General features: G+C 37.6%; 21 protein-coding genes. 6 read left to right on the forward strand and 15 right to left on the reverse strand.

Translation table 11 applies throughout. The features are described 5' to 3' along the window. Positions 1–286: 286 nt before the first annotated feature. Positions 287–1,132: an acetyl-CoA carboxylase, carboxyltransferase subunit beta gene (gene accD, locus GJU39_RS03805; protein ID WP_154279367.1), complete on the forward strand. Its 846-nt coding sequence runs from the start codon at positions 287–289 to the stop codon at positions 1,130–1,132. A 696-nt stretch (positions 1,133–1,828) separates the two neighbouring features. Continuing rightward, entirely contained in the window at positions 1,829–3,376 is a 1,548-nt protein-coding gene (locus GJU39_RS03810; RefSeq protein WP_154279368.1) for a M20/M25/M40 family metallo-hydrolase, read from the forward strand. A gap of 171 nt (positions 3,377–3,547) precedes the next feature. On the opposite strand, the gene GJU39_RS03815 is transcribed toward GJU39_RS03810, so the two are convergent. From GJU39_RS03815 to glmM, 7 genes are all read right to left on the reverse strand, one after another. Next, on the reverse strand, positions 3,548–4,552 hold the full coding sequence (locus tag GJU39_RS03815) for a cytochrome d ubiquinol oxidase subunit II (RefSeq protein ID WP_154279369.1): 1,005 nt from the start codon (positions 4,550–4,552) through the stop codon (positions 3,548–3,550). 2 nt (positions 4,553–4,554) lie between these two features. Beyond that, complete coding sequence (locus GJU39_RS03820) at positions 4,555–5,886, reverse strand: cytochrome ubiquinol oxidase subunit I (RefSeq protein WP_154279370.1); 1,332 nt, start codon at positions 5,884–5,886, stop codon at positions 4,555–4,557. 189 nt (positions 5,887–6,075) lie between these two features. Then, entirely contained in the window at positions 6,076–6,972 is an 897-nt protein-coding gene (locus tag GJU39_RS03825) for an MBL fold metallo-hydrolase (RefSeq protein ID WP_154279371.1), read from the reverse strand. A 77-nt stretch (positions 6,973–7,049) separates the two neighbouring features. Continuing rightward, a complete protein-coding gene (locus tag GJU39_RS03830) occupies positions 7,050–7,253 on the reverse strand; it encodes a hypothetical protein (RefSeq protein WP_154279372.1) in 204 nt (67 codons plus the stop codon). Between the two features lie 136 nt (positions 7,254–7,389). Continuing rightward, positions 7,390–7,593 carry a hypothetical protein gene (locus GJU39_RS03835; RefSeq protein ID WP_154279373.1) on the reverse strand — a complete coding sequence of 68 codons (204 nt, stop codon included), beginning with the start codon at positions 7,591–7,593 and terminating at the stop codon, positions 7,390–7,392. A 416-nt stretch (positions 7,594–8,009) separates the two neighbouring features. Continuing rightward, entirely contained in the window at positions 8,010–9,158 is a 1,149-nt protein-coding gene (locus GJU39_RS03840) for a cysteine desulfurase family protein (protein WP_154279374.1), read from the reverse strand. A gap of 84 nt (positions 9,159–9,242) precedes the next feature. After that, positions 9,243–10,628: a phosphoglucosamine mutase gene (gene glmM / locus GJU39_RS03845; RefSeq protein WP_342448174.1), complete on the reverse strand. Its 1,386-nt coding sequence runs from the start codon at positions 10,626–10,628 to the stop codon at positions 9,243–9,245. Between the two features lie 390 nt (positions 10,629–11,018). Here glmM and GJU39_RS03850 point away from each other — a divergent pair, with 390 nt between their 5' ends. The 4 genes from GJU39_RS03850 to GJU39_RS03865 all read left to right on the forward strand — a co-directional run bounded on the left by GJU39_RS03850 (position 11,019) and on the right by GJU39_RS03865 (position 13,651). Next, positions 11,019–11,750, forward strand: a complete 732-nt coding sequence (locus GJU39_RS03850; protein WP_154279375.1) for a class I SAM-dependent methyltransferase — start codon at positions 11,019–11,021, stop codon at positions 11,748–11,750. After that, positions 11,747–12,310 carry a phosphatase PAP2 family protein gene (locus GJU39_RS03855; RefSeq protein WP_154279376.1) on the forward strand — a complete coding sequence of 188 codons (564 nt, stop codon included), beginning with the start codon at positions 11,747–11,749 and terminating at the stop codon, positions 12,308–12,310. Before GJU39_RS03850 ends, GJU39_RS03855 begins: the two co-directional genes overlap by 4 nt. A 3-nt stretch (positions 12,311–12,313) precedes the next feature. Continuing rightward, on the forward strand, positions 12,314–13,033 hold the full coding sequence (locus tag GJU39_RS03860) for a ZIP family metal transporter (protein WP_154279377.1): 720 nt from the start codon (positions 12,314–12,316) through the stop codon (positions 13,031–13,033). 63 nt (positions 13,034–13,096) lie between these two features. Beyond that, a complete protein-coding gene (locus GJU39_RS03865) occupies positions 13,097–13,651 on the forward strand; it encodes a Uma2 family endonuclease (protein ID WP_154279378.1) in 555 nt (184 codons plus the stop codon). 90 nt (positions 13,652–13,741) lie between these two features. On the opposite strand, the gene GJU39_RS23395 is transcribed toward GJU39_RS03865, so the two are convergent. From GJU39_RS23395 to GJU39_RS03900, 8 genes are all read right to left on the reverse strand, one after another. Beyond that, a complete protein-coding gene (locus GJU39_RS23395; RefSeq protein WP_167515635.1) occupies positions 13,742–13,885 on the reverse strand; it encodes a DUF5522 domain-containing protein in 144 nt (47 codons plus the stop codon). Between the two features lie 104 nt (positions 13,886–13,989). Further along, on the reverse strand, positions 13,990–14,931 hold the full coding sequence (locus GJU39_RS03870; RefSeq protein WP_154279379.1) for an exonuclease: 942 nt from the start codon (positions 14,929–14,931) through the stop codon (positions 13,990–13,992). Positions 14,932–15,016: 85 nt separating this feature from the next. Continuing rightward, positions 15,017–15,625 carry a dephospho-CoA kinase gene (gene coaE / locus GJU39_RS03875; RefSeq protein WP_154279380.1) on the reverse strand — a complete coding sequence of 203 codons (609 nt, stop codon included), beginning with the start codon at positions 15,623–15,625 and terminating at the stop codon, positions 15,017–15,019. Next, on the reverse strand, positions 15,625–16,572 hold the full coding sequence (locus GJU39_RS03880; RefSeq protein ID WP_245227684.1) for a CdaR family protein: 948 nt from the start codon (positions 16,570–16,572) through the stop codon (positions 15,625–15,627). Before GJU39_RS03880 ends, coaE begins: the two co-directional genes overlap by 1 nt. A 223-nt stretch (positions 16,573–16,795) precedes the next feature. Further along, complete coding sequence (gene yajC, locus GJU39_RS03885; protein WP_154279381.1) at positions 16,796–17,116, reverse strand: preprotein translocase subunit YajC; 321 nt, start codon at positions 17,114–17,116, stop codon at positions 16,796–16,798. Between the two features lie 54 nt (positions 17,117–17,170). Beyond that, positions 17,171–17,605 carry a DUF1573 domain-containing protein gene (locus GJU39_RS03890; protein WP_154279382.1) on the reverse strand — a complete coding sequence of 145 codons (435 nt, stop codon included), beginning with the start codon at positions 17,603–17,605 and terminating at the stop codon, positions 17,171–17,173. A gap of 2 nt (positions 17,606–17,607) precedes the next feature. Beyond that, on the reverse strand, positions 17,608–18,558 hold the full coding sequence (nusB, locus tag GJU39_RS03895) for a transcription antitermination factor NusB (protein ID WP_154279383.1): 951 nt from the start codon (positions 18,556–18,558) through the stop codon (positions 17,608–17,610). Positions 18,559–18,604: 46 nt separating this feature from the next. After that, entirely contained in the window at positions 18,605–19,693 is a 1,089-nt protein-coding gene (locus GJU39_RS03900) for a Glu/Leu/Phe/Val family dehydrogenase (RefSeq protein ID WP_154279384.1), read from the reverse strand. Between the last annotated feature and the right edge of the window lie 157 nt (positions 19,694–19,850).

Genomic DNA, 19,850 nt, shown 5'->3' on the forward strand with positions numbered 1-19,850 from the left:
AGTTATAAAAAAAAATAACATTCCAAGCTTTTGTAACAACAGAATTATTTGCTTGACAATGAAATAGAGGCTGTTTAGTGTAAGAATCGCATTATCCTTAGTGTAGAAACTACACACTCTTGCTGGCAATTTCTGGCTTCTAAACCGCAAAGGCAAGTTTTTAATTAATTACGGAACATTTCTGAATTTCAGAATCGGCTACGGGTATATGACTATTTTACTCATGATAAGGGTCTACTTTATTATATTTTTCGTTTCTTTGCAATCCAATTCTTTAAAAAATTATATGGCTTGGTTTAAGAGAGAAAATAAAGGTATCATCACCACAACGGAAGAGAAGAAAGAGGCACCGGATGGCGTGTGGAATAAGTGTCCAAATTGCAAAAAACCGCTACATCAAACAGAATTGCAGGAAAACAAATACGTTTGTCACTACTGTAATTACCATTTGAGGGTAGGTTCTAAAGAATATTTTGAAGTTTTATTTGATAACAATGAATTTAAAGAGCTTTTTGCAAACCTAACATCCGGCGATCCATTAAACTTCAACGACAACAAACCTTATACTGATAGAATTGTAGAAAGTCAGGCTAAAACTGGTCTAAAAGACGCAATCCGGGCAGGTGTAGGTAAAATTGATGGGCAGGAACTCGTAATTGCCTGTATGGATTTTGCCTTCATTGGCGGATCTATGGGTTCGGTAGTAGGTGAGAAAATTGCCCGTTCCATCGATCATTCCATTAAACATAAAATTCCATTCCTCATGATTTCAAAATCAGGAGGTGCACGAATGATGGAAGCTGCATTTTCATTAATGCAAATGGCTAAGACTTCAGCTAAACTCGCCTTATTGAGCCAGGCAAAAATCCCATATATTTCTTTATTAACAGACCCTACCACTGGTGGCGTTACTGCATCATATGCCATGCTCGGCGATATTAACGTTGCAGAACCCGGTGCTTTAATCGGCTTTGCTGGTCCGAGGGTAATCAAAGAAACCATTAAAAAAGATCTTCCAAAGGGTTTCCAGACATCAGAATTTGTTCTGGAGCATGGATTTCTTGATTTTATCGTAGATAGAAGAGCAATGAAAGCAAAATTAAGTGCTTTTATAAAGATGATGAATAATTAATTTGGTAAAAAATAATAAGAAAAGCAGGGCTTGAAATACTTCGGTTATTTCAGTCCTGCTTTTTGCTTTTAGTCCCGATAAAAATCGGGAGCTACCGCGGCAATCAGGTTTAGATAATATTGGGCTGTGATTCTTAGCAATGACAGTTTCCTTTCTAAAACCTAAAATGTTTAGGTTAACTTGAATGAATATTTAGGCCGCCTGTTGAAACAGGACGGAATGAGGGTGATAGCGACCGCTTTAGACACCTTGCATTTCATCGCCATTGAATTTAAGCAATGGCAATCATCATAATTGCGATTCCATACCTAACTATCTTTAAACACATTTCCTCCATCCGTTGAAACAGGACGGCAATGATGGTAATAGCGATCGCTTTAGACACCTTGCATTTCATTGCCATTGAATTTAGGCAATGGCAATCATAATTGCAATTACATACACTCATGTTTTAAATCATTATCTCGCTGTCCATTGAAACAGGACGGCAATGATGGTAACAGCGATCGCTTTAGACACCTTGCATTTCATTGCCATTGAATTTATTCAATGGGGCAAATATATAATCAAAGCCAAATCCCTTTGCCAGTTTGTAATAGAATACTCTAAACCATCCAATCTGCAACATTTCTATTAACATCCGTTTCCCCTCCCCTTATTAGCTAAATTAGCGAGATCAAAAAACTAATCTTAATTATGAATAAAAAGTTACTCCTACCAACCCTACTCCTATTTGCTTCGGGCTTTACATTTGCTCAAGACAAAAAGGTAATCGATAACATTGTAAAAGAAGTACATGAAAATTCTCAGTTGGAAAAACTGGCGCACGAGCTTTTAGATGTTGTGGGGCCACGTTTAGTTGGTTCTCCACAAATGAAACAAGCAAATGACTGGGCTGTAAAGAAATATAGCGACTGGGGAATTTCGGCAAAAAATGAAAAGTGGGGCGAATGGGCAGGCTGGGAAAGGGGCGTTACCCACATCGATTTGGTAAGCCCAAGAGTAAGATCTTTAGAAGGTACTCAATTAGCATGGAGTCCATCTACCAATGGCAAAACGATTAATGCAGAAGCGATTATCCTTCCTGCAATTACAGATTCGGTCGCTTTCCAAAAATGGTTACCGAATGTTAATGGAAAGATCGTGTTAATCTCTATGAATCAACTTTCTGGCAGGCCGGAAAAGAACTGGGAAGAATTTGCAACGAAAGATTTATTTGAAAAATTTAAAAAAGAAAAAACTGAGGCATTAAAGGCGTGGACAGCGAGCATGACAAAAACCGGTTACAATGCAAAAACGCTTCCGGTAGCTTTAGAAAATGCCGGAGCTGTTGCTGTGGTCATTAATAACTGGTCGCAAGGATTTGGGGTAGATAAAATTTTCGGCGCCAATACTACTAAAGTTCCGACATTAGATTTATCAGTGGAAGATTATGGATTAGTTTATCGCCTGGCTTTAAATGGTAATAAGCCTATGTTAAAGATCGAATCAGAATCTAAAAAATTAGGTGCCGTACCAACGTTCAATACTATTGCTGAGATTAAAGGCAAGCAAAAACCAAAGGAATATGTAATGCTGTCTGCTCACTTCGATTCCTGGGATGGGGCCAGTGGGGCAACCGATAACGGATCAGGAACAATTATGATGATGGAAGCCATGCGCATTTTGAAGAAGTTCTATCCAAATCCAAAACGTACCATTTTAGTTGGACACTGGGGAAGTGAAGAACAAGGTTTAAATGGCTCAAGGGCATTTGTAGAGGACCATCCGGAAGTTGTAAATAATTTACAGGCGCTATTTAACCAGGATAACGGAACAGGTAGAGTAGTAAACATCGGCGGACAAGGGTTTGCAAAATCGAAAAACTATATCACCAGTTGGCTAAACGCAGTACCTGATACTATTAAAAATCAAATCAAAACCAGCTTTCCAGGAATGCCGGGAGCCGGCGGCTCTGATTTTGCATCATTCGTTGCAGCAGGTGCTTTGGGTTATTCATTAAGCTCCACCAGTTGGGATTATGGAACTTATACCTGGCATACTAACCGCGATAGCTATGACAAATTAGTATTCGACGAAATTCGCAGCAATGTAATCTTAGCTGCAATTATGGTCTATATGGCTTGCGAAGATCCCGAAAAAACATCAACAGAAAAAGCCACAGATTTGCCTGTTAACGAACGTACCGGCAAGCCAGCAACCTGGCCAGTTCAATCTAAATCTAACCGCAAAGGCGGAATGTAAAAACATTTTATAAGATTTAGAAAGGAGCATTTGGAAACAGGTGCTCTTTTTTTATTTAGATACACTTTACGGCTGCCTTAAATTTTTAAACGTGATCAGACCTAAATCCTTATGGTTTAACTTGATTAAAATGATTCTCGTCCCATCTACTTACCAATGGCAACCTTCCCGCTACTCCTCTTTCTTCTGAAACTTATAAAACAAATAACCTAAAAAAGGCAAGATCAGGATGCTTCCAAGAAGAAGTGCTAAACCCAAACTATAAATCGTTTTTTCTGGTCCAACGGTTTCAAAAAGCGAAATCGAATTGCCATTTTTTAACCGGATGAAATTTGGAAAATGTGCATAGCTGATAGCCACCAAAATCATGGTCACCTGAAAGCCTGCCAGAACACGAAGAATTTTAGTTTTTCCTTTGATAAGGAGATACCAAAGCAGTATCAGCGACAAACTCGCTAAAATAATTGCCCCTAGGCCTACTGTGTTTTTGAATACCCAATCAATTAATGGAATTTTATCCAGTTGTGCAGCAATAAATACCATTGCACCAAATACTACCGCAGCAATATTCATATATTCAGCCTTCTTAATAAAACGGCGTTTATCCTGCGCATCCTCCGTTTCGCCAATCAGGTAAATCGCTGCTAAAAAGCCGCACAACGCCACGGTAAAAAGTCCAACAGAAACAGAAAACCAGTTTAACCAGCTCCAGATGTAGGCCGATAGGAAATCTTTGGCTTCCGTATCAATATGCCCGGAAATTACGCTTCCGGCAATAATGCCTAAAAACAAAGGAGTTATGAAACTGGAATACCTGAAAATACGATTGTAAAGCCATTGCATATCATCCTTAATGGCATCATAATGGCGAAACACAAAAGCCGTTCCCCGGGCGATAATACCAATAAGCATGATAAGAAGGGGAATATGAAGATATACCGACATTGTGGTATAAATATGTGGGAAGCCAACAAACAAGATCACAATCGCAATGATCAACCACATATGGTTGGCTTCCCAAACCGGGCCAATGGCCTGATACATCGTTTTGCGGGTTTTACTTCTATTTTTTGCTGATGTAAACAGTTCGATTATTCCGGCCCCAAAATCAGCTCCGCCTAAAAGGAAATAAAGAAGAATACCCAAACATAAAAAGGTGACGACAACGTATTCCATAATTAATGATTTAGGGTTTCTGTTGTTGGATTATTATACAATACAGGAACCATTTTAATTTGCCTGTATAAAAGAAACGTTACAACGATGCTAAGCGAGATATAAATTGCTGAAAATATATAAAAGGAATAAGCGATACCAGGCATAGGGGTTACGGCATCTTTCGTACGCATAATTCCATAAATAATCCATGGCTGCCGCCCAACCTCCGTGACTACCCAACCTGCCTCCAGCGCAACATAACCCAGCGGGATAGCAAACACAAATAATTTGAGCAGCCAGGTTTTCTCTAAAAATGATTTTTTTCTAAATAAATTGATGAAAAACACCAGCGAGATCATTGCCAGCAGTGTACCAATGCCAACCATAATCTGAAAAGCATAATGAGTAATGGCTACTGGCGGTTGCTCATTTTTAGGAATCTGGTCCAAACCTTTTACTTCCCCTTTAAAATCGCCATGGGCGAGGAAACTTAAAGCACCCGGGATCTTAATCGCACCCTTTACGGTTTGTTCTTTTTCATTTACAATCCCGCCGATTAACAAGGGAGCAGGTTTTTCTGTTTTATAAAGCGCCTCCATTGCCGCAAGCTTTGCTGGTTGCCGCTTCGCTACATCCTTTGCAGATATATCGCCACTTAATGGTTGAAGCAGGGCACCAATACAGGCAAATACAGCCGCAATTTTAAACGCCCTCAAATGAAATACTTTATTTTGATTTCTTAAAATCATTAAGGCGTGTACTCCAGCCACTGCAAACCCAGTCGCTGTAAAGGCTGCCAAACACATGTGCAAAGCCTGAGAAAACCATGCCTTATTAAACATGGCCTGAATTGGATCGACATTGAGATATTGTCCGTTAACAAAATCGAATCCTGCCGGACTATTCATCCAGGCATTCGCAGCAACCACTAATATTCCTGAGGCTAAGCCACTTACACCAACCACCATTCCGGTAAACCAATGAAACCATTTATTCAGTTTATTCCATCCGTAAAGGAAAAAGCCCAATGCAATAGCTTCGATAAAAAAGGCTGTTCCTTCAAGTGAAAAAGGCATTCCGAAAATCGGACCGGCGTGCTCCATAAATTTTGGCCAGAGTAAACCCAGCTCAAAAGACAACATGGTACCAGATACTGCGCCTGTAGCAAAGAAGATTGCCACGCCTTTACTCCAGGCCTTAGTCAGGTTTTTATAAACCTCATCGTTGGTTTTTAACCATTTATAGTGTGATACTGCCATAAAAAACGGCATCACCATTCCGATACAAGAAAAAATAATGTGAAAGCCTAAGGATAAGGCCATCTGGGATCGTGCAGCTAAAAAATCATCCATATCTGATATTTGGATTTGGTATGACGCAAATATAACTGATAGCGAATTACTTATATGCCTTTTAATCTGCTACTTTAAAAGTATTTTGAATATAGAATGTTTTTAAATTGAAAATAGATTTGGTAATATTCTAAGCACATTTGCATAAAGTTTAAGCACAAAATTTCAATTTCATTTTGAAAGAAAAAACTAAACTCCTTTCAGTTCATCGTATGCTGCACTCAGGCTTCTCTGAATCCCATCCCCCTGCCATTCTTCCCCATTAGGAATAGCTGTGGCTTTTAAAATATCTTCTTTGCTTTTCCCAGCTTTGATTGCTCCGCTTACAAAAGTTAACAAATGCTGTAAGTAATTCCGAAAAGCCTTTACATCAGCCTTGTTCCCGGTTACCTTCTCTGGTTCGCGGCTATGTCCGAATATAAACATTGTATCATTATCAAACTGATTATGGATTTTATCCAAAGCAACAATCCAGTTTCCAATATGAGCGCCATTTTCCCGGTCGATATAGGGATATTTTCTATTGGAAACCAAATCACCTACGTGAACAATATTTGCATTTTCAAAATGATAAACGGCATCTCCGTTGGTATGGCCTGAGCCATAGTAATAGGCACTGATTTTTTCATCTCCAACTGGAGCTTTCCAACCGATACCAAAGGTGGTATCAGGTAACAAAACCTGATCTAAATTATTTGCTTTCTCGGCCGCTCTTTTCTGATTAACCAATGAATTTTGGTGGGCTACTACCTTTTCAGCGAGCCCCTTAAATGCAATATTTCCGGCAGTATGGTCACCATGGTGGTGCGTATTGATTAAATACTTGAAGGGCTTTTCTCCAAGTTTTTTTAATTCTTCAATAACATGTGGCGCCGATGTTGGAAACTGCGAGTCAATAACGGCAAAGCCACTTGAGGAGTTTAACCAGCCGATTGTTCCACCTTGCGCTGTGAAAATACCTACATTATTTCTCAAAGGTTTAAAGAGATGTGCAAAAGATTTTTGGTTTGCAAAAACATCACTTTTATAAATAGACAAAAGTGCCATTGCCAATGCTGAATCTCTGATAAATTTTCTTCTTTCCATTTTGCTCATAATAAAAGCCACAACGATATGCTGTGGCTTAAATTTAATAATTTAACCTGAAATAATGCTGATCAGCACTAGATTCCTGAACCTGGTGTTGTACCTGGCTCGTGGCCCGGGCCAAAAGAGTTATTCTTACGATCCTTATCTTTATTAAATAAGTTGGTAGCTACTTTTGATGACTTATTTTCGTCTAACTTTCTATCATCTTTAACATCTTCTGCAGTTTTATCGAGTAATTCATTCTCAACAACTTTTCCTTTTTCTTTATTGGTTTCCATAGTGATTTAAAATTGATGTACTATAGAAACACATCAAAAATAATATTGTTTTTAAGCAGCTGTTTTTGGAATGAATTTAATGCATAACGCTAACCATCCTTTTGCAAAAGACATTGGCTTAATAGGAAATAAATCACTATAACATTGCGCCCGGTAATTTCCTTAATTCATGAATACAGCCAAAAGAATTGAATTTCCGCTTGTGAACTTTATTGAAGTGATGTGAAGATTCAAAAGAGAAAGGTGATAAAATGAATTTGTAAATGTGTTTTCTATCTTCTGATAGTTTCTCGCTCAATCCTGAAGTTTCAGGATGAGCATTAGTTTGATCGTTTTCCATAACAACAAGTTTAGAGGAAGCTTGCACTTCCATGGTTAGATAAATTTCAAATACAGTTAATTCTCTGCTGAAGAACCTATAAAAATTATTTTACATTTTGCTTTACCTTATACCATGGGATCTGATAAGGTATCGTAGAGGAAGAAGATATATTGGCTTTTTGGTTTGCCTTTGTATAATTAAATTTAACGTTTTAATTTCAGATTTACAAGGAATATAAAATTTGGTCTATTTAGTTATTATTAGCGTGAAGATAACAACATGCTAAGGTTACAAAAAGGTGCTTTGGTTAACTGCACAATGGGGTATGATAGACTGACAATGATCAAAGAACTAGTCTTGATTTTCCAAAAAAAAAATCTCATAAAAAAAGTCTCAGATTTCTCCGAGACTGATCCTATTTGGTTAATGATATTTTAGGCTAATGCATTTTGCTTCACCACCATTTTAACTTTTTCTATTACATAATCTAACTCTTCTTTAGTCGTGTATTTGCTAAAAGAAAAACGAACGGAAGGGCGATTAGGATCAGCATTTATTCCGTTTAGAACATGCGAGCCGATGTTTGAACCGGAAGAGCAGGCGCTACCGCCAGAGGCACAAATACCATTTATATCCAGGTTAAACAATAACATATCTGCCATATCCATTTCAGGGAAAGACACATTTAGCACTGTGTAAAGGCTTTTATCTGCATCGGTTTCACCGTTAAAGGCAATCCCAGGAATTTCCGCAATAAGTTGATCTTTTAAATAATCTTTTAAAGACTGAATATAGTTTTTGTGCTCTTCCATTTCTGCATAAGCAATTTCCAATGCTTTTGCCAAACCTACTATTCCATAAACATTCTCTGTTCCCCCACGCATGTTGCGTTCCTGTGCGCCACCATAAATCATTGGTGGAATTTTCACACTACTGTTCACATATAAGAACCCGACACCTTTAGGACCATGAAGTTTGTGTGCTGCACAAACAATAAAGTGGGCTTTCAACTGGCGGACATTGTGAACATAATGCCCCATCGTTTGAACTGTATCTGCATGATAAATTGCATTGTATTTCTCGCAGATATCACCAACTTTAATCATATCAGTAAGCGTACCCAGTTCGTTATTGGCATGCATCAATGAAACGAAAGTACGATCGTTGTTTTGCAACAGTTCCTCTAAGTGTGCATAATCAATATTCCCTTTTTCATCAATATTAACGAAACTAAGCTTATCTATCTCGCCATTTCTAAGCATTATATTTAAGGTTTGTTCTACCGCATGATGTTCTATTTTAGAGGTAATGGCATGTTTAATTCCATAGGCAGAAATGCCGCAACGAATCGCGGTATTATCAGCCTCTGTGCCACCTGATGTAAAAAAAATTTCTGACGGCGAGGCACCTAAAAGATTAGCAACACTCTTACGGGCTTTTTCAACCAAAGTTCGCACCTCACGTCCAAGCGCATGAATTGCAGAAGGATTACCAAAATAGTTTTCCATCACGTTGCTCATTTCCGCAATTACTTCTTTATCTAACGGTGTTGTAGCTGCATTATCTAAATAAACCCTTTTCATATGTGTTCTGACGATTTAAATGATTTCACCTGGGATGATAACCTCATTATTAATTTTATTCTATCTTTTGGAGCAATCTGAGTTTTACAAATGCAATATTTCTTTTATATCGGAAATGATCTTATTTGCGAGGCTTTCTGCTACGGTTTCATTTTCCGCCTCACTGTAAATCCGGATAATAGGCTCCGTATTTGAGCGTCTCAAATGTACCCATGTTTTATCAAATTCAATCTTTAATCCATCTATTGTACTATGTGGCTGTCTTTGATACTTTTCTTCCACTTGCTTTAACAGATTATCGATATCCATTTCTGGCGTAAGCGTAATTTTGTTTTTTGAAATATAGTATTGCGGATAGCTACCTCTTAATACCGAAATCGACTTACCAAATTTTGCCAAATGCGTTAAAAACAACGCAATCCCAACCAGTGCATCTCTGCCATAATGAGATTCCGGATAGATGATACCACCATTCCCTTCGCCACCAATGATGGCATTGCTTTCCTTCATTTTATTTACCACGTTCACCTCTCCTACTGCAGAAGCATGATATTCAACACCTGCTTTTTCAGTAACATCACGGAGTGCACGGGTAGATGATAAATTGGAAACCGTGTTTCCGGGCGTGTTTTTTAATACATAATCGGCTACGGCAACCAGCGTATACTCTTCTCCAAACATGCTGCCATCTTCATTTACAAAGCATAAACGATCTACATCAGGATCTACGACAATGCCCAGATCTGCATTCTGCTTTTGCACTTCTTTTGAAATAGCACCCAGATTTTCTGGTAAAGGCTCTGGATTATGCGGAAAATGGCCATCTGGTGTGCAATATAATTCAGTAATCCTTTTAACTCCCAATGCTTTTAACAAAGCCGGAATAAAAATACCTCCGGTAGAGTTAACACAATCAATAACGATTTTGAAATCTGCGTTCTTAATGGCTTCAACATCTACTAAGGGCAAGGCTAATACCTTATCTATATGTTTTTGAAGGTAAGTATCATTGTTAATTACTCTCCCTAATTTATCTACATCGGCAAACTCAAATGCCGCATTTTCGGCAAGGTCTAAAACCTCTTTGCCATCAGCATCGCTGATAAACTCTCCATCTGCATTAAGCAACTTTAAAGCGTTCCACTGTTTAGGATTATGGCTTGCAGTTAAAATGATCCCGCCACCTGCGTTTTCCTCTGGTACTGCAATTTCTACAGTGGGTGTAGTGGATAAACCTAAATCAATTACTTCGATACCAAGTCCCTGCAAGGTGCCAATTACCAAATGGTTAACCATTTCGCCGGAAATACGGGCATCGCGACCTAAAACAATTCTTTTAATTCCTGTTTTCTGAACAACCCAACTTCCAAAGGCAGCAGTAAATTTCACTATGTCAATTGGCGTTAAGCCATTTCCTGCCTGTCCGCCTATTGTTCCCCTTATTCCCGAAATTGATTTTATTAAAGTCACTTATTATATTTAATGATAAGCATCAAAAATAAGAAAAAAAACAAGATGACAGCCAATTAACCGCCCCTCACTGATGTTAATTTACATTTAATTTATATCTATTTATATGAGGTATCTAATAGAAGTGAACGATCAGGTTTTGCCAGTCCGCTGTGATATCAAGATGTTGACAATGAGTATTTATTTAAGCGCTCAATATATTGCAATATTGTTGCATAAAAACGTTATACTCGTACTGATACAACGGTAAAATCTTATATTTGCGCAAATTTGGTTATTTTAACGGTTGCTCAAAGAATATTAATACAGCTTCGGCTTTGCATTTAATGTTCGGCGTTTAATCCAATTTTATCTAAGTTTGCAACTTTTTAAAATACAAACAGTTTTTTTATGCAACGCAAATGGTTTCAATATTGGTTTAATTCGCCATATTATCATATTCTTTATCAACAGAGAAATGATGCTGAAGCCGAATTCTTCATTGACAGGCTAACGGAATTTCTCCATCCGGATACTGATTCGAAAATGCTTGATATTGCCTGTGGAAAAGGCAGACATTCCATTTACCTGAATAAAAAAGGCTTTGATGTTACCGGAATTGATCTATCAGAACAAAGCATTAAATATGCGCGGCAATTTGAAAATAGTAAGCTTCATTTTCTCGTGCATGATATGCGGAAGCTTTTCTATATTAATTATTATAATGTTGCTTTAAATCTTTTTACCAGTTTTGGTTATTTTGATACAGAGAAAGAGCACGTTAATGCATTGAAGACGTTTAGAAAATGTCTTAAAGCTGATGGTGTTTTAGTGATTGATTACTTTAACACGGGCAAAATTATCAGGAACCTTAATTCTTGCGAAGTAAAGTCTCTGGACGGAATCACATTCAACATTACCAAAAATGTAGTTGAGGGAAAAATCATTAAAAAAATTAATTTCGACGACAAGGGCAAAATCTATAATTTCGAAGAGCGTGTACAAGCCTTTAGTTTTGCAGACTTTGAGCGCATGATGACAAAAGCAGGAATGACCATCCATAAATCATTTGGAAATTATGAGCTGGAAGATTTCGATGAATGTACATCAGACAGGTTAATTCTAATTTGTAAGAAAGCATGATAGAAAGCATACAGCAATTTGACCTGGAATTGTTTCTCAAAATTCACCGTGGACTTTCAAACGGATTTTTTGATTGGTTAATGCCGCTTATGCGGAACCGCTATTTCTGGTCACCGCTATATGCTTTTATCGTTATTTTTTGCATTAAACAATATAGAAAACAAGGCTACTACATTATTGGGATGTTGCTGTTTACGTTTGCAGCTGGCGATACCATTTCTGCAAAAATCATTAAACCATTGGTTGCCAGGGTTCGTCCATGTAACGATTTTAATCTGACAAATTATATTATTCACCGTGTGCCTTGTGGAAGTGGCTTAAGCTTTCCATCGGCGCATGCCACCAATCATTTTGCTATTGCTGTTTTTCTTATCGGCATTTTTTACAGCCGTTGGAAACCTATTCTACCAATCGGTATCTTCTGGGCATTTATTATCAGTTTTGCACAGGTATACGTTGGTGTTCATTATCCGGTTGATGTTACCGCAGGCGCAATACTGGGAACGTTAATTGGGTTTATCTGTTCAAGAATGTTTAAAAAATTACAACCTGATTTTTAAGCTATGGAAATCTGGAAATTCTGCGTACTATTCTTTTGTGCCTTCCTTGGCGGAACCACAATATTCCTGGTGAAAAGTGATAAATCTAAATTACTCAAACTGATTCTTTCTTTCAGTGGTGCCTATCTATTTGCCATTACCGTTTTACATTTAATCCCTGATGCCTTCAGCGGACCGGATAAAAGTGAAATTGGGATCTTTATTCTTGTAGGCTTTCTCTTGCAGGTATTTTTAGAGCAATTTTCTGAAGGAGTAGAGCATGGTCATATCCATAAACACCAAGATGGGCATATATTTCCGTTTGGAATTATGATCAGCCTTTGCCTACATGCATTTTTAGAGGGAATGCCATTAGCGAAAGAACAGCACAATGAGTTAATTTTCGGCATATCATTGCACCACATTCCCGCTGCATTTGCGCTAGGCAGCATTTTGATGCAAAATCATTTCAAGAAAGGAAGCATCATTGTTTATCTGGCGGTTTTCGCCATTATGGCACCGCTTGGATTTTACGTTAGTCTTGGACTAAGTAATGGCAGTATTGGTGGTGTTGAAGCTTATTTCAACAAAATTATGGGCGTAGTTATCGGGATTTTCCTTCATATTTCTACTACCATTTTATTTGAATCCAGCGCAGACCATAAAATTAACCTTCGTAAAATGATGGCTGTTTTACTGGGGATAGGTGTTGCATTGATTGGTTTTTTTGCAGGTCATCATTAGCATGATGCCATTTAGCAAAAAAACCTTCGATAAGAAAATCTATAATTTTTGCTATCTTGCTGTATGGATGAGATTGTAAATGAGCCTGCTGTAGCATACCAAAAGAGACGTTACACCGTTCACGAATACCTTGAAATGGAGAATGCTTCGCAAGAAAAGCATGAATATTTTGAAGGCGAAATATTTCCACTTCAACGGGAGATTAGTACAACAGATACAAAATCAATGTCTGGCGCAGGTCTTAATCATAACTTCATCTTTTCAAACACTTTTGGTTTTCTTAGCAGTAAGTTATATGGGTCGAAGTGCATTCCCTTTGGGAGCGATATGAGAATGAACATCCCCGAAAACTCACTTTTCACCTACCCCGATATCTCCATTTATTGCAACGACATTAAACACCTGGAAGAAGATGAGCATACGGCTCTTCTACCAACTGTGATCATTGAAATTCTTTCGCCATCTACAAAAGATTATGACAGAGGTAATAAATTCAAGCTTTACCGGGACATTCCATCATTAAAGGAATATATTATGATCGATTCTACTGAAATTTTTATTGAAGCTTTTCACATCAACGAAAACGAAAATTGGGAATTAAAAGAATATAAAATGTAGATGAAAGTTTAAATTTTTTCAGCTTGGGTTTTAACATTAAGCTGAAAGATATCTATCAGCATGTTAGATTGAAATAACGCGATAGAGCCCCTATTTTTTCTCTTTCTTTTTCCCGTATCCCCACGGGCAATGCTTACACTTATTTTTGCAACAGGAACCACGTTTTAGATGATAAGCTTCTGTAAAAACCATCAGGCCATCTTCGTTAAAATAAAAATCTTCGCCTTCTTTCATATTTAATTTTGAATGAGTGAATGATTGAATGCGTGAACAATTGAGTGTTGAATAAACTTAATGCTCAGCATTTGCTAATTTTGAAAAACCCGAAATCCTTTCAATTAATTTAGTATTTTCACTTCCATCCGATCTTTATAATAGTCTTTCAGTTGGGTTCCATCTCCGTGTAAAGTCCAAACCTGTTGTGGCGCTACCTTTTCGATGGTCTCTAAAATCGCATTCCAATCTGCATGATCAGAAATATATAGTGAAATTCCATTCTGCTGCTGCAAATTTTTCCAGCCCGAAGCAAAAGCACGAACCACATTAATAGCCTTATGGTAACTATGAAAAACCATTGGGGGAACAATATATACCTGATGCTCCTGAATATTTTTCATCACTTTTCGGTCGTACATTTTATAACTCCCTAATCTCATTCCATAATCTTCGTAAATTTTTACAAAAGGCATGATGCTGTGGTGAACCATCACATTTTTATCCGGACAATGTTGATTAAGCAATTGAATAATTCGTTGACTCTTTCCTAATGCATAAGCACCGAGCATGATATTGGAATTGGTTTCATTCAACTTCTCAATTTCCACTATCGGTGATGGGTGTTTGGTATCCGGATTCGCAAAGGTGCTTTCTGTGATCAAAATATCAGCCTTTACAAATTCAAAAGGTTCACAGGTTTGATCTGGTTCAATTTTATAATCGCCGGTGTAAAGATATTTTATCCCCTGATACTCCATTAATACCTGTGCAGAGCCTAAAATATGGCCCGCAGAATAAAAAGTGATGGACACATCATTTATTTTAAAAGACTGATGATATGATTTAATATGAAAATCAACCGCTGCAAACTTCCGGTAACGGTGTTTCATAAAAGATTCGGTAGCAGCAGTACAATATACATTCTGACTTCCTCCAATGGCATGATCTCCATGCGCATGAGAAACGACAGCTTCCGTTACCGGCTGTTGCGGATCTAAATAGAAATCGCCGTAAACACAATATAAACCAGTAGGTGTGATGGTGATAAAGTCGTCTAAAATCATGATGAGTATTTCGTGGATTTGAGGTTTAGGAAAAATCTAAACGAGCGAAACGTTTGGCTATGAATTGATAAATGTAGATTAGTAATTACAACTGAATATTGCCTGCAGCAAAAAGAAACTGCTGATGCAATACTAAAACCTGCTCAATAATAGAATGTTGTTCATCATTTGTAATAAAATGATTGGCCATTTTGGCTTTAGCTTCATCAGTCATTTGCTTATCCATTCTGGCATTCACCTGCTCTGCAGAAACCTGATCGCGATGCATCACTCTCGCTAGCTTCAAATTCAATGGTGCAGTTACGAGAATAGATGTATCGCACATTTTATAAGAACCGCTTTCAAACAAAAGCGCGGCTTCTTTGAGTGTATAAGGCACTGTAGGATCAACTTGCTTTTCCCACTCCCCGAATGCCCTAAATACAGCCGGGTGAACCAATGCATTTAATTTAGCAAGTTCTGCTTCGTTGTTAAAAACGATTCCAGCCAGGTGTTTATTGTTCAGTTTACCATCAGAAGCATAACTTTCCACGCCAAAAGCTGATCGTACGCCATCAACCAGCAACTGATCTGTTACCATAATTTGTTTAGCCACAGTATCAGCATAAAATACCGGAATACCTAAAACTTCAAAAACTTTGCACACAGTTGTTTTGCCACTGCCTATTCCACCTGTAATACCTACTTTATACATTATTTTTCTACTACAAAATCTACTTTTGATGGATTAACGTTGATCAGTTTACAGTAATCGGGGAACTCTGTAATCTTAACCGTAAACTGCTTATGTGCCAAATCCCTCCATTCGCTTACATCTACGGTTGCAGTGATAAAATTTTCATTTATCTGGCTATAATTACCTAACGCAACTAAAAATGTAACCTTAACTTTTTTCGGATACAGCTTAATGCTGTTGTAATTCTTATTGTTGATCACCTTCAAGGGCACTTCAATCGTCTTTTCGGTAAACTCATCAACGGGCAGCTTCACCTCCACCGATGAGGGGAAGATGCTTACATTTTTGTGAATGCTATGCTGTAAACCTATCCGAACGGTTGTACTGCCTTGAATTTTACTTAATTTTAAAGTATCAGTTGGCCAGAAAGTAATTTTATTCAACTCTTCAGCAGGTCCGGCTACCTTTACATATTTTGGATTCAGGATGATATCACTGGATATTCCATATTGGCTGATAAAATCCAGTTTACTCACCAGATTAATAGGAACCTTTTTCACTGTTCTCTTGGTGAAATCAAAGTACAACGTATCGGGTTTCACAGATATAACTTTCTGTGTGCTTTCGAGCTGCCTGTTTACATTATACAACTGATCTGAAAACGTAATAAAATCTTTTGTATTGAGCTGACTAAGGCTCACTGATATGGAGGTCGGGCTAATCCGCAGACGTGAAAATATTAATTGCCAGCCCGTTCCCTCTACCTGCAAATCTACTGTATCTGACTGTAATGGATAAAATGCCCGGCGGGTGGGCGCATTTTTAAAAACCAAAACTGTTTTTGCGTTATAAATATATTTATTGTTCAATGCCATAAAAAGCCATGCTGCAATTGCCAGAAACAAACAGGCCAAGAGTGTAAACACACGTCTTTTTTCTATTTGGGTTAATCTAATAAAAGGCATATTTTATGATCTAATTGACTATCGATGCGAAACCGTTTATAACACTATCGCCAAATGTAGTAAAACTAAACAGGTGCTCAAATAGAAATAATGCAAAGAAGTAAAGAAATTGCTCAGCCTGATGTTTAATTTTCCTGCCGCACTTCACCTAATAGTATTCAAATTAAAACACAGAAAGCCGTCGCTCTGGTGAACAACGGCTTTCCATACTGATATAAGTATTTTAGACTTTTGCAGGTACAGTTACTGCTTTTGTTGCATCTAAAGAAACAGCTGATTTGTCAAAACGAATTTTAACGCCACCTTCAACTTCAATTAAGAAAGTTGTTTCATTCATATCTGCTATACGACCATGGATACCAGCTGTGGTAATGATTTTATCACCTTTTTTTAATTCGGCTACTAATTTTTTATGCTCTTTAGCTTTTTTAACCTGCGGGCGAATCATGAAAAAGTAGAAAACTACCATAATTAATACCATTGGTACGATAGTAGTTAGCATATTGCCTCCGCCTGCTGCCTGTAAAATTACTGTTGATGTCATTTCTTATTTATTTGATTTGTATATTAACTTTTAATCGGCCAAATGGCGTTTATTCTATTTTCCCAAGCGAACATCGCCTACTAAGTGTACACTTGATGTTGCCGGATTGGCGTTAGAATTTACGGTAATCACCTTATCCTGCATTCCTTCTTTGCCCTGGCTATTAAAAGTCACCTTTATAACACCCTCTTTACCTGGCAAAATTGGTTCTTTCGGAAACTCCGGAACAGTACAACCACAGGTTGCGGTAGCGTTTGAAATAATTAGCGGACTTTTTCCTGTGTTTTTGAACTTAAACTCGTGATTAACCTTTTCACCCTGCTTAATTTTTCCGAAATCAAAAATCTCTCTTTCAAACACAACTACCGGCGCATCTGCAGAAACAACAGTTTTGTTGGTTGAACCTGCAACTTCTGTAGTTGAATTATTTGCATTACGACATGCTGTAAAAGACAAGGCAGCTATAGCCAGAATGAATACCTTTTTCATAATTACTCTTCGATTAATCCGCGACCAATTTTCTTAATGGTATTGTTTTTCTTCAGGTCGCCTAAAATTTTGTCCAAAATACCGTTTATAAACGAATTACTTTTCGGTGTACTGTAATCTTTTGACAACTCTAAATATTCGTTAATGGTTACTTTAACTGGAATAGAAGGGAAATTCAGCAGCTCACAGATGGCCATTTTCATCAAAATCGTATCCATTAAAGCAATACGTTCAGATTCCCAGTTTTTAGTTCTTTCGGCAATCATCTCCTGATACTTCACATCATTTTGCAAAGTATGTACAAATAAATCCTGTACAAATTTGCTGTCTTCGGTCCAGTCGGCGCTAATTTCAGTTAGTTTATTTTTGAATGGATCATCAAAAGTAAAATTCTTCAAAGTTTTAGCAACCATTCCTTTCATCACTTCGTGATCGACCTGCCAGTTGATAAACTTCTCTTCGAAAACCTGAATAATAGCCTGGTTTTTGAGGATAATTTTTCTAAAAATGTATTTGATGATGTCTTTTGATGATTCTAGACTCTCGTTAGAATCTGCCAGGTAATCTGCATATTCCTGAGAAACTTTTAAAGAATTGAATACCGTTTTGCGAATCTCAGGATCGAAGCCCCAATCAACTTTGTATTTCTTTACCGCTGATACATACTCAGGGTTTTGCTGCATTAAAACGCTAAACTTATTGTGTAGCAATTTCAAATTTGGATTTAAATCGTCTGCAGTCTTTATGTGCTTATTGGCACGCTCTGCAGCGTCGTTGGCAGTGAACTCGGTCACTTCTACCATTAGCGATAACATCCAGATGTACATTTCATACACGCTGTCGATGCTTTGCATTAAGAGCTTTAAATCCCCTTTAATGTCTTTTTTGTCTGCCATGTGCCAAGCAAAAATATTTTGCAAAGCTTTGATCCTTAAGTGCCTTCTGTTTAACATGAATGTAAGAACGAGTGCGGTTTATAAAACCTGTTGTTAATAATTATTAATATGATGATTTAATTTTTTTAATGTCGGCAATTCGTTTTTCAGCAATTCGATTTGCAGCAATATTTGTTGATATTTTTTCAGATTTACTTAACTTGATTACACTCCTGGTGGCATCGTAAATATTTTCTGTAAGCTGAACAGTCCGTTTTTTACCAAAGCCCGTTAACTCAGAATAGCAGGCAATTAATCCTCCTGCATTAATCAGGTAGTCAGGCGCAAATAAAATCCCTTTTTTCAATAGTAATTCACTATCCAAAACTTCATCTTTAAGCTGATTGTTTGCAGAACCTGCAATAATTGCAAACTTCATGCGCTCGATGGTTTTGTTGTTCACTGTGGCTCCCATTGCACAAGGCGCATAAACATCGGCATCAATACCGAAAATTTTATCAGCCTCTATTGGTTTTGCTTTGTATTTGCGGGCAACATAAGTAAGTTGTTCCTGGTTAATGTCGCTAATTAATACCTCAGCATTTTCTTTTCTTAATAAAGCAACCAAATGTTCTCCAACGTTTCCTATCCCCTGCACCACAATGGTTCTTCCGGCAAGCATATCGGTTCCGAAAACTTCTTTAACACTTGCCTTAATCCCTAAATAAACACCTTGAGCGGTAAAAGGAGCAGGATTTCCGGCACCACCTATAGATTCGGGTACACCGGTAACATGATTGGTTTCCATCCGGATATATTCCATATCCTTCGTATTGGTTCCCATTTCCTCTGCAGTAATGAATTCGCCATTCAGGTTTTTAATAAACCTGCCGTAGCTCCGCATTAATGTTTCTGTTTTATCTTTTCTGGAATCGCCAATGATCACGCCTTTTCCACCACCCAAATTTAAACCGGTTATGGCTGCTTTATAGGTCATTCCGCGCGATAAACGCAAGGCATCTTCCAAAGCTTCTCCTTCAGTTGCATAACTCCACATCCGCGTTCCGCCTAAAGCAGGCCCGAGCGTCGTATCATGAATGGCTATGATTGCTTTTAAACCAGTATCCGGATCATTACAAAAAACCAATTTCTTGTGCCCGTAAGCACTTAATTGCGCTAAAATGGATGAATCTGACGGAGAATTTGCTGGCATATGAACGTTCGGCTAACTTGCTGCAAAATTAAAATAAAAAAATCATTAATACGTGCATTTAAAGTAACTATAACGAAATTAATTTCATTCTAATCTTTCGTTAACAAAGTTTTAATTTATCTACAGCTTATCTGACACCGATCGATTACGTTAGTCT

It is taken from the genome of Pedobacter petrophilus (genome assembly GCF_009674725.1).
GTDB lineage: Bacteria > Bacteroidota > Bacteroidia > Sphingobacteriales > Sphingobacteriaceae > Pedobacter > Pedobacter petrophilus.

Bases quoted from the DNA above. Each gene is read 5' to 3' on its own strand.
- accD (WP_154279367.1), top strand. From the start codon at position 287: ATGGCTTGGTTTAAGAGAGAAAATAAAGGTATCATCACCACAACGGAA.
- GJU39_RS03810 (WP_154279368.1), top strand. From the start codon at position 1,829: ATGAATAAAAAGTTACTCCTACCAACCCTACTCCTATTTGCTTCGGGC.
- GJU39_RS03815 (WP_154279369.1), bottom strand. From the start codon at position 4,552: ATGGAATACGTTGTCGTCACCTTTTTATGTTTGGGTATTCTTCTTTAT.
- GJU39_RS03820 (WP_154279370.1), bottom strand. From the start codon at position 5,886: ATGGATGATTTTTTAGCTGCACGATCCCAGATGGCCTTATCCTTAGGC.
- GJU39_RS03825 (WP_154279371.1), bottom strand. From the start codon at position 6,972: ATGGAAAGAAGAAAATTTATCAGAGATTCAGCATTGGCAATGGCACTT.
- GJU39_RS03830 (WP_154279372.1), bottom strand. From the start codon at position 7,253: ATGGAAACCAATAAAGAAAAAGGAAAAGTTGTTGAGAATGAATTACTC.
- GJU39_RS03835 (WP_154279373.1), bottom strand. From the start codon at position 7,593: ATGGAAAACGATCAAACTAATGCTCATCCTGAAACTTCAGGATTGAGC.
- GJU39_RS03840 (WP_154279374.1), bottom strand. From the start codon at position 9,158: ATGAAAAGGGTTTATTTAGATAATGCAGCTACAACACCGTTAGATAAA.
- GJU39_RS03850 (WP_154279375.1), top strand. From the start codon at position 11,019: ATGCAACGCAAATGGTTTCAATATTGGTTTAATTCGCCATATTATCAT.
- GJU39_RS03855 (WP_154279376.1), top strand. From the start codon at position 11,747: ATGATAGAAAGCATACAGCAATTTGACCTGGAATTGTTTCTCAAAATT.
- GJU39_RS03860 (WP_154279377.1), top strand. From the start codon at position 12,314: ATGGAAATCTGGAAATTCTGCGTACTATTCTTTTGTGCCTTCCTTGGC.
- GJU39_RS03865 (WP_154279378.1), top strand. From the start codon at position 13,097: ATGGATGAGATTGTAAATGAGCCTGCTGTAGCATACCAAAAGAGACGT.
- GJU39_RS23395 (WP_167515635.1), bottom strand. From the start codon at position 13,885: ATGAAAGAAGGCGAAGATTTTTATTTTAACGAAGATGGCCTGATGGTT.
- GJU39_RS03870 (WP_154279379.1), bottom strand. From the start codon at position 14,931: ATGATTTTAGACGACTTTATCACCATCACACCTACTGGTTTATATTGT.
- coaE (WP_154279380.1), bottom strand. From the start codon at position 15,625: ATGTATAAAGTAGGTATTACAGGTGGAATAGGCAGTGGCAAAACAACT.
- GJU39_RS03880 (WP_245227684.1), bottom strand. From the start codon at position 16,572: ATGCCTTTTATTAGATTAACCCAAATAGAAAAAAGACGTGTGTTTACA.
- yajC (WP_154279381.1), bottom strand. From the start codon at position 17,116: ATGACATCAACAGTAATTTTACAGGCAGCAGGCGGAGGCAATATGCTA.
- GJU39_RS03890 (WP_154279382.1), bottom strand. From the start codon at position 17,605: ATGAAAAAGGTATTCATTCTGGCTATAGCTGCCTTGTCTTTTACAGCA.
- nusB (WP_154279383.1), bottom strand. From the start codon at position 18,558: ATGTTAAACAGAAGGCACTTAAGGATCAAAGCTTTGCAAAATATTTTT.
- GJU39_RS03900 (WP_154279384.1), bottom strand. From the start codon at position 19,693: ATGCCAGCAAATTCTCCGTCAGATTCATCCATTTTAGCGCAATTAAGT.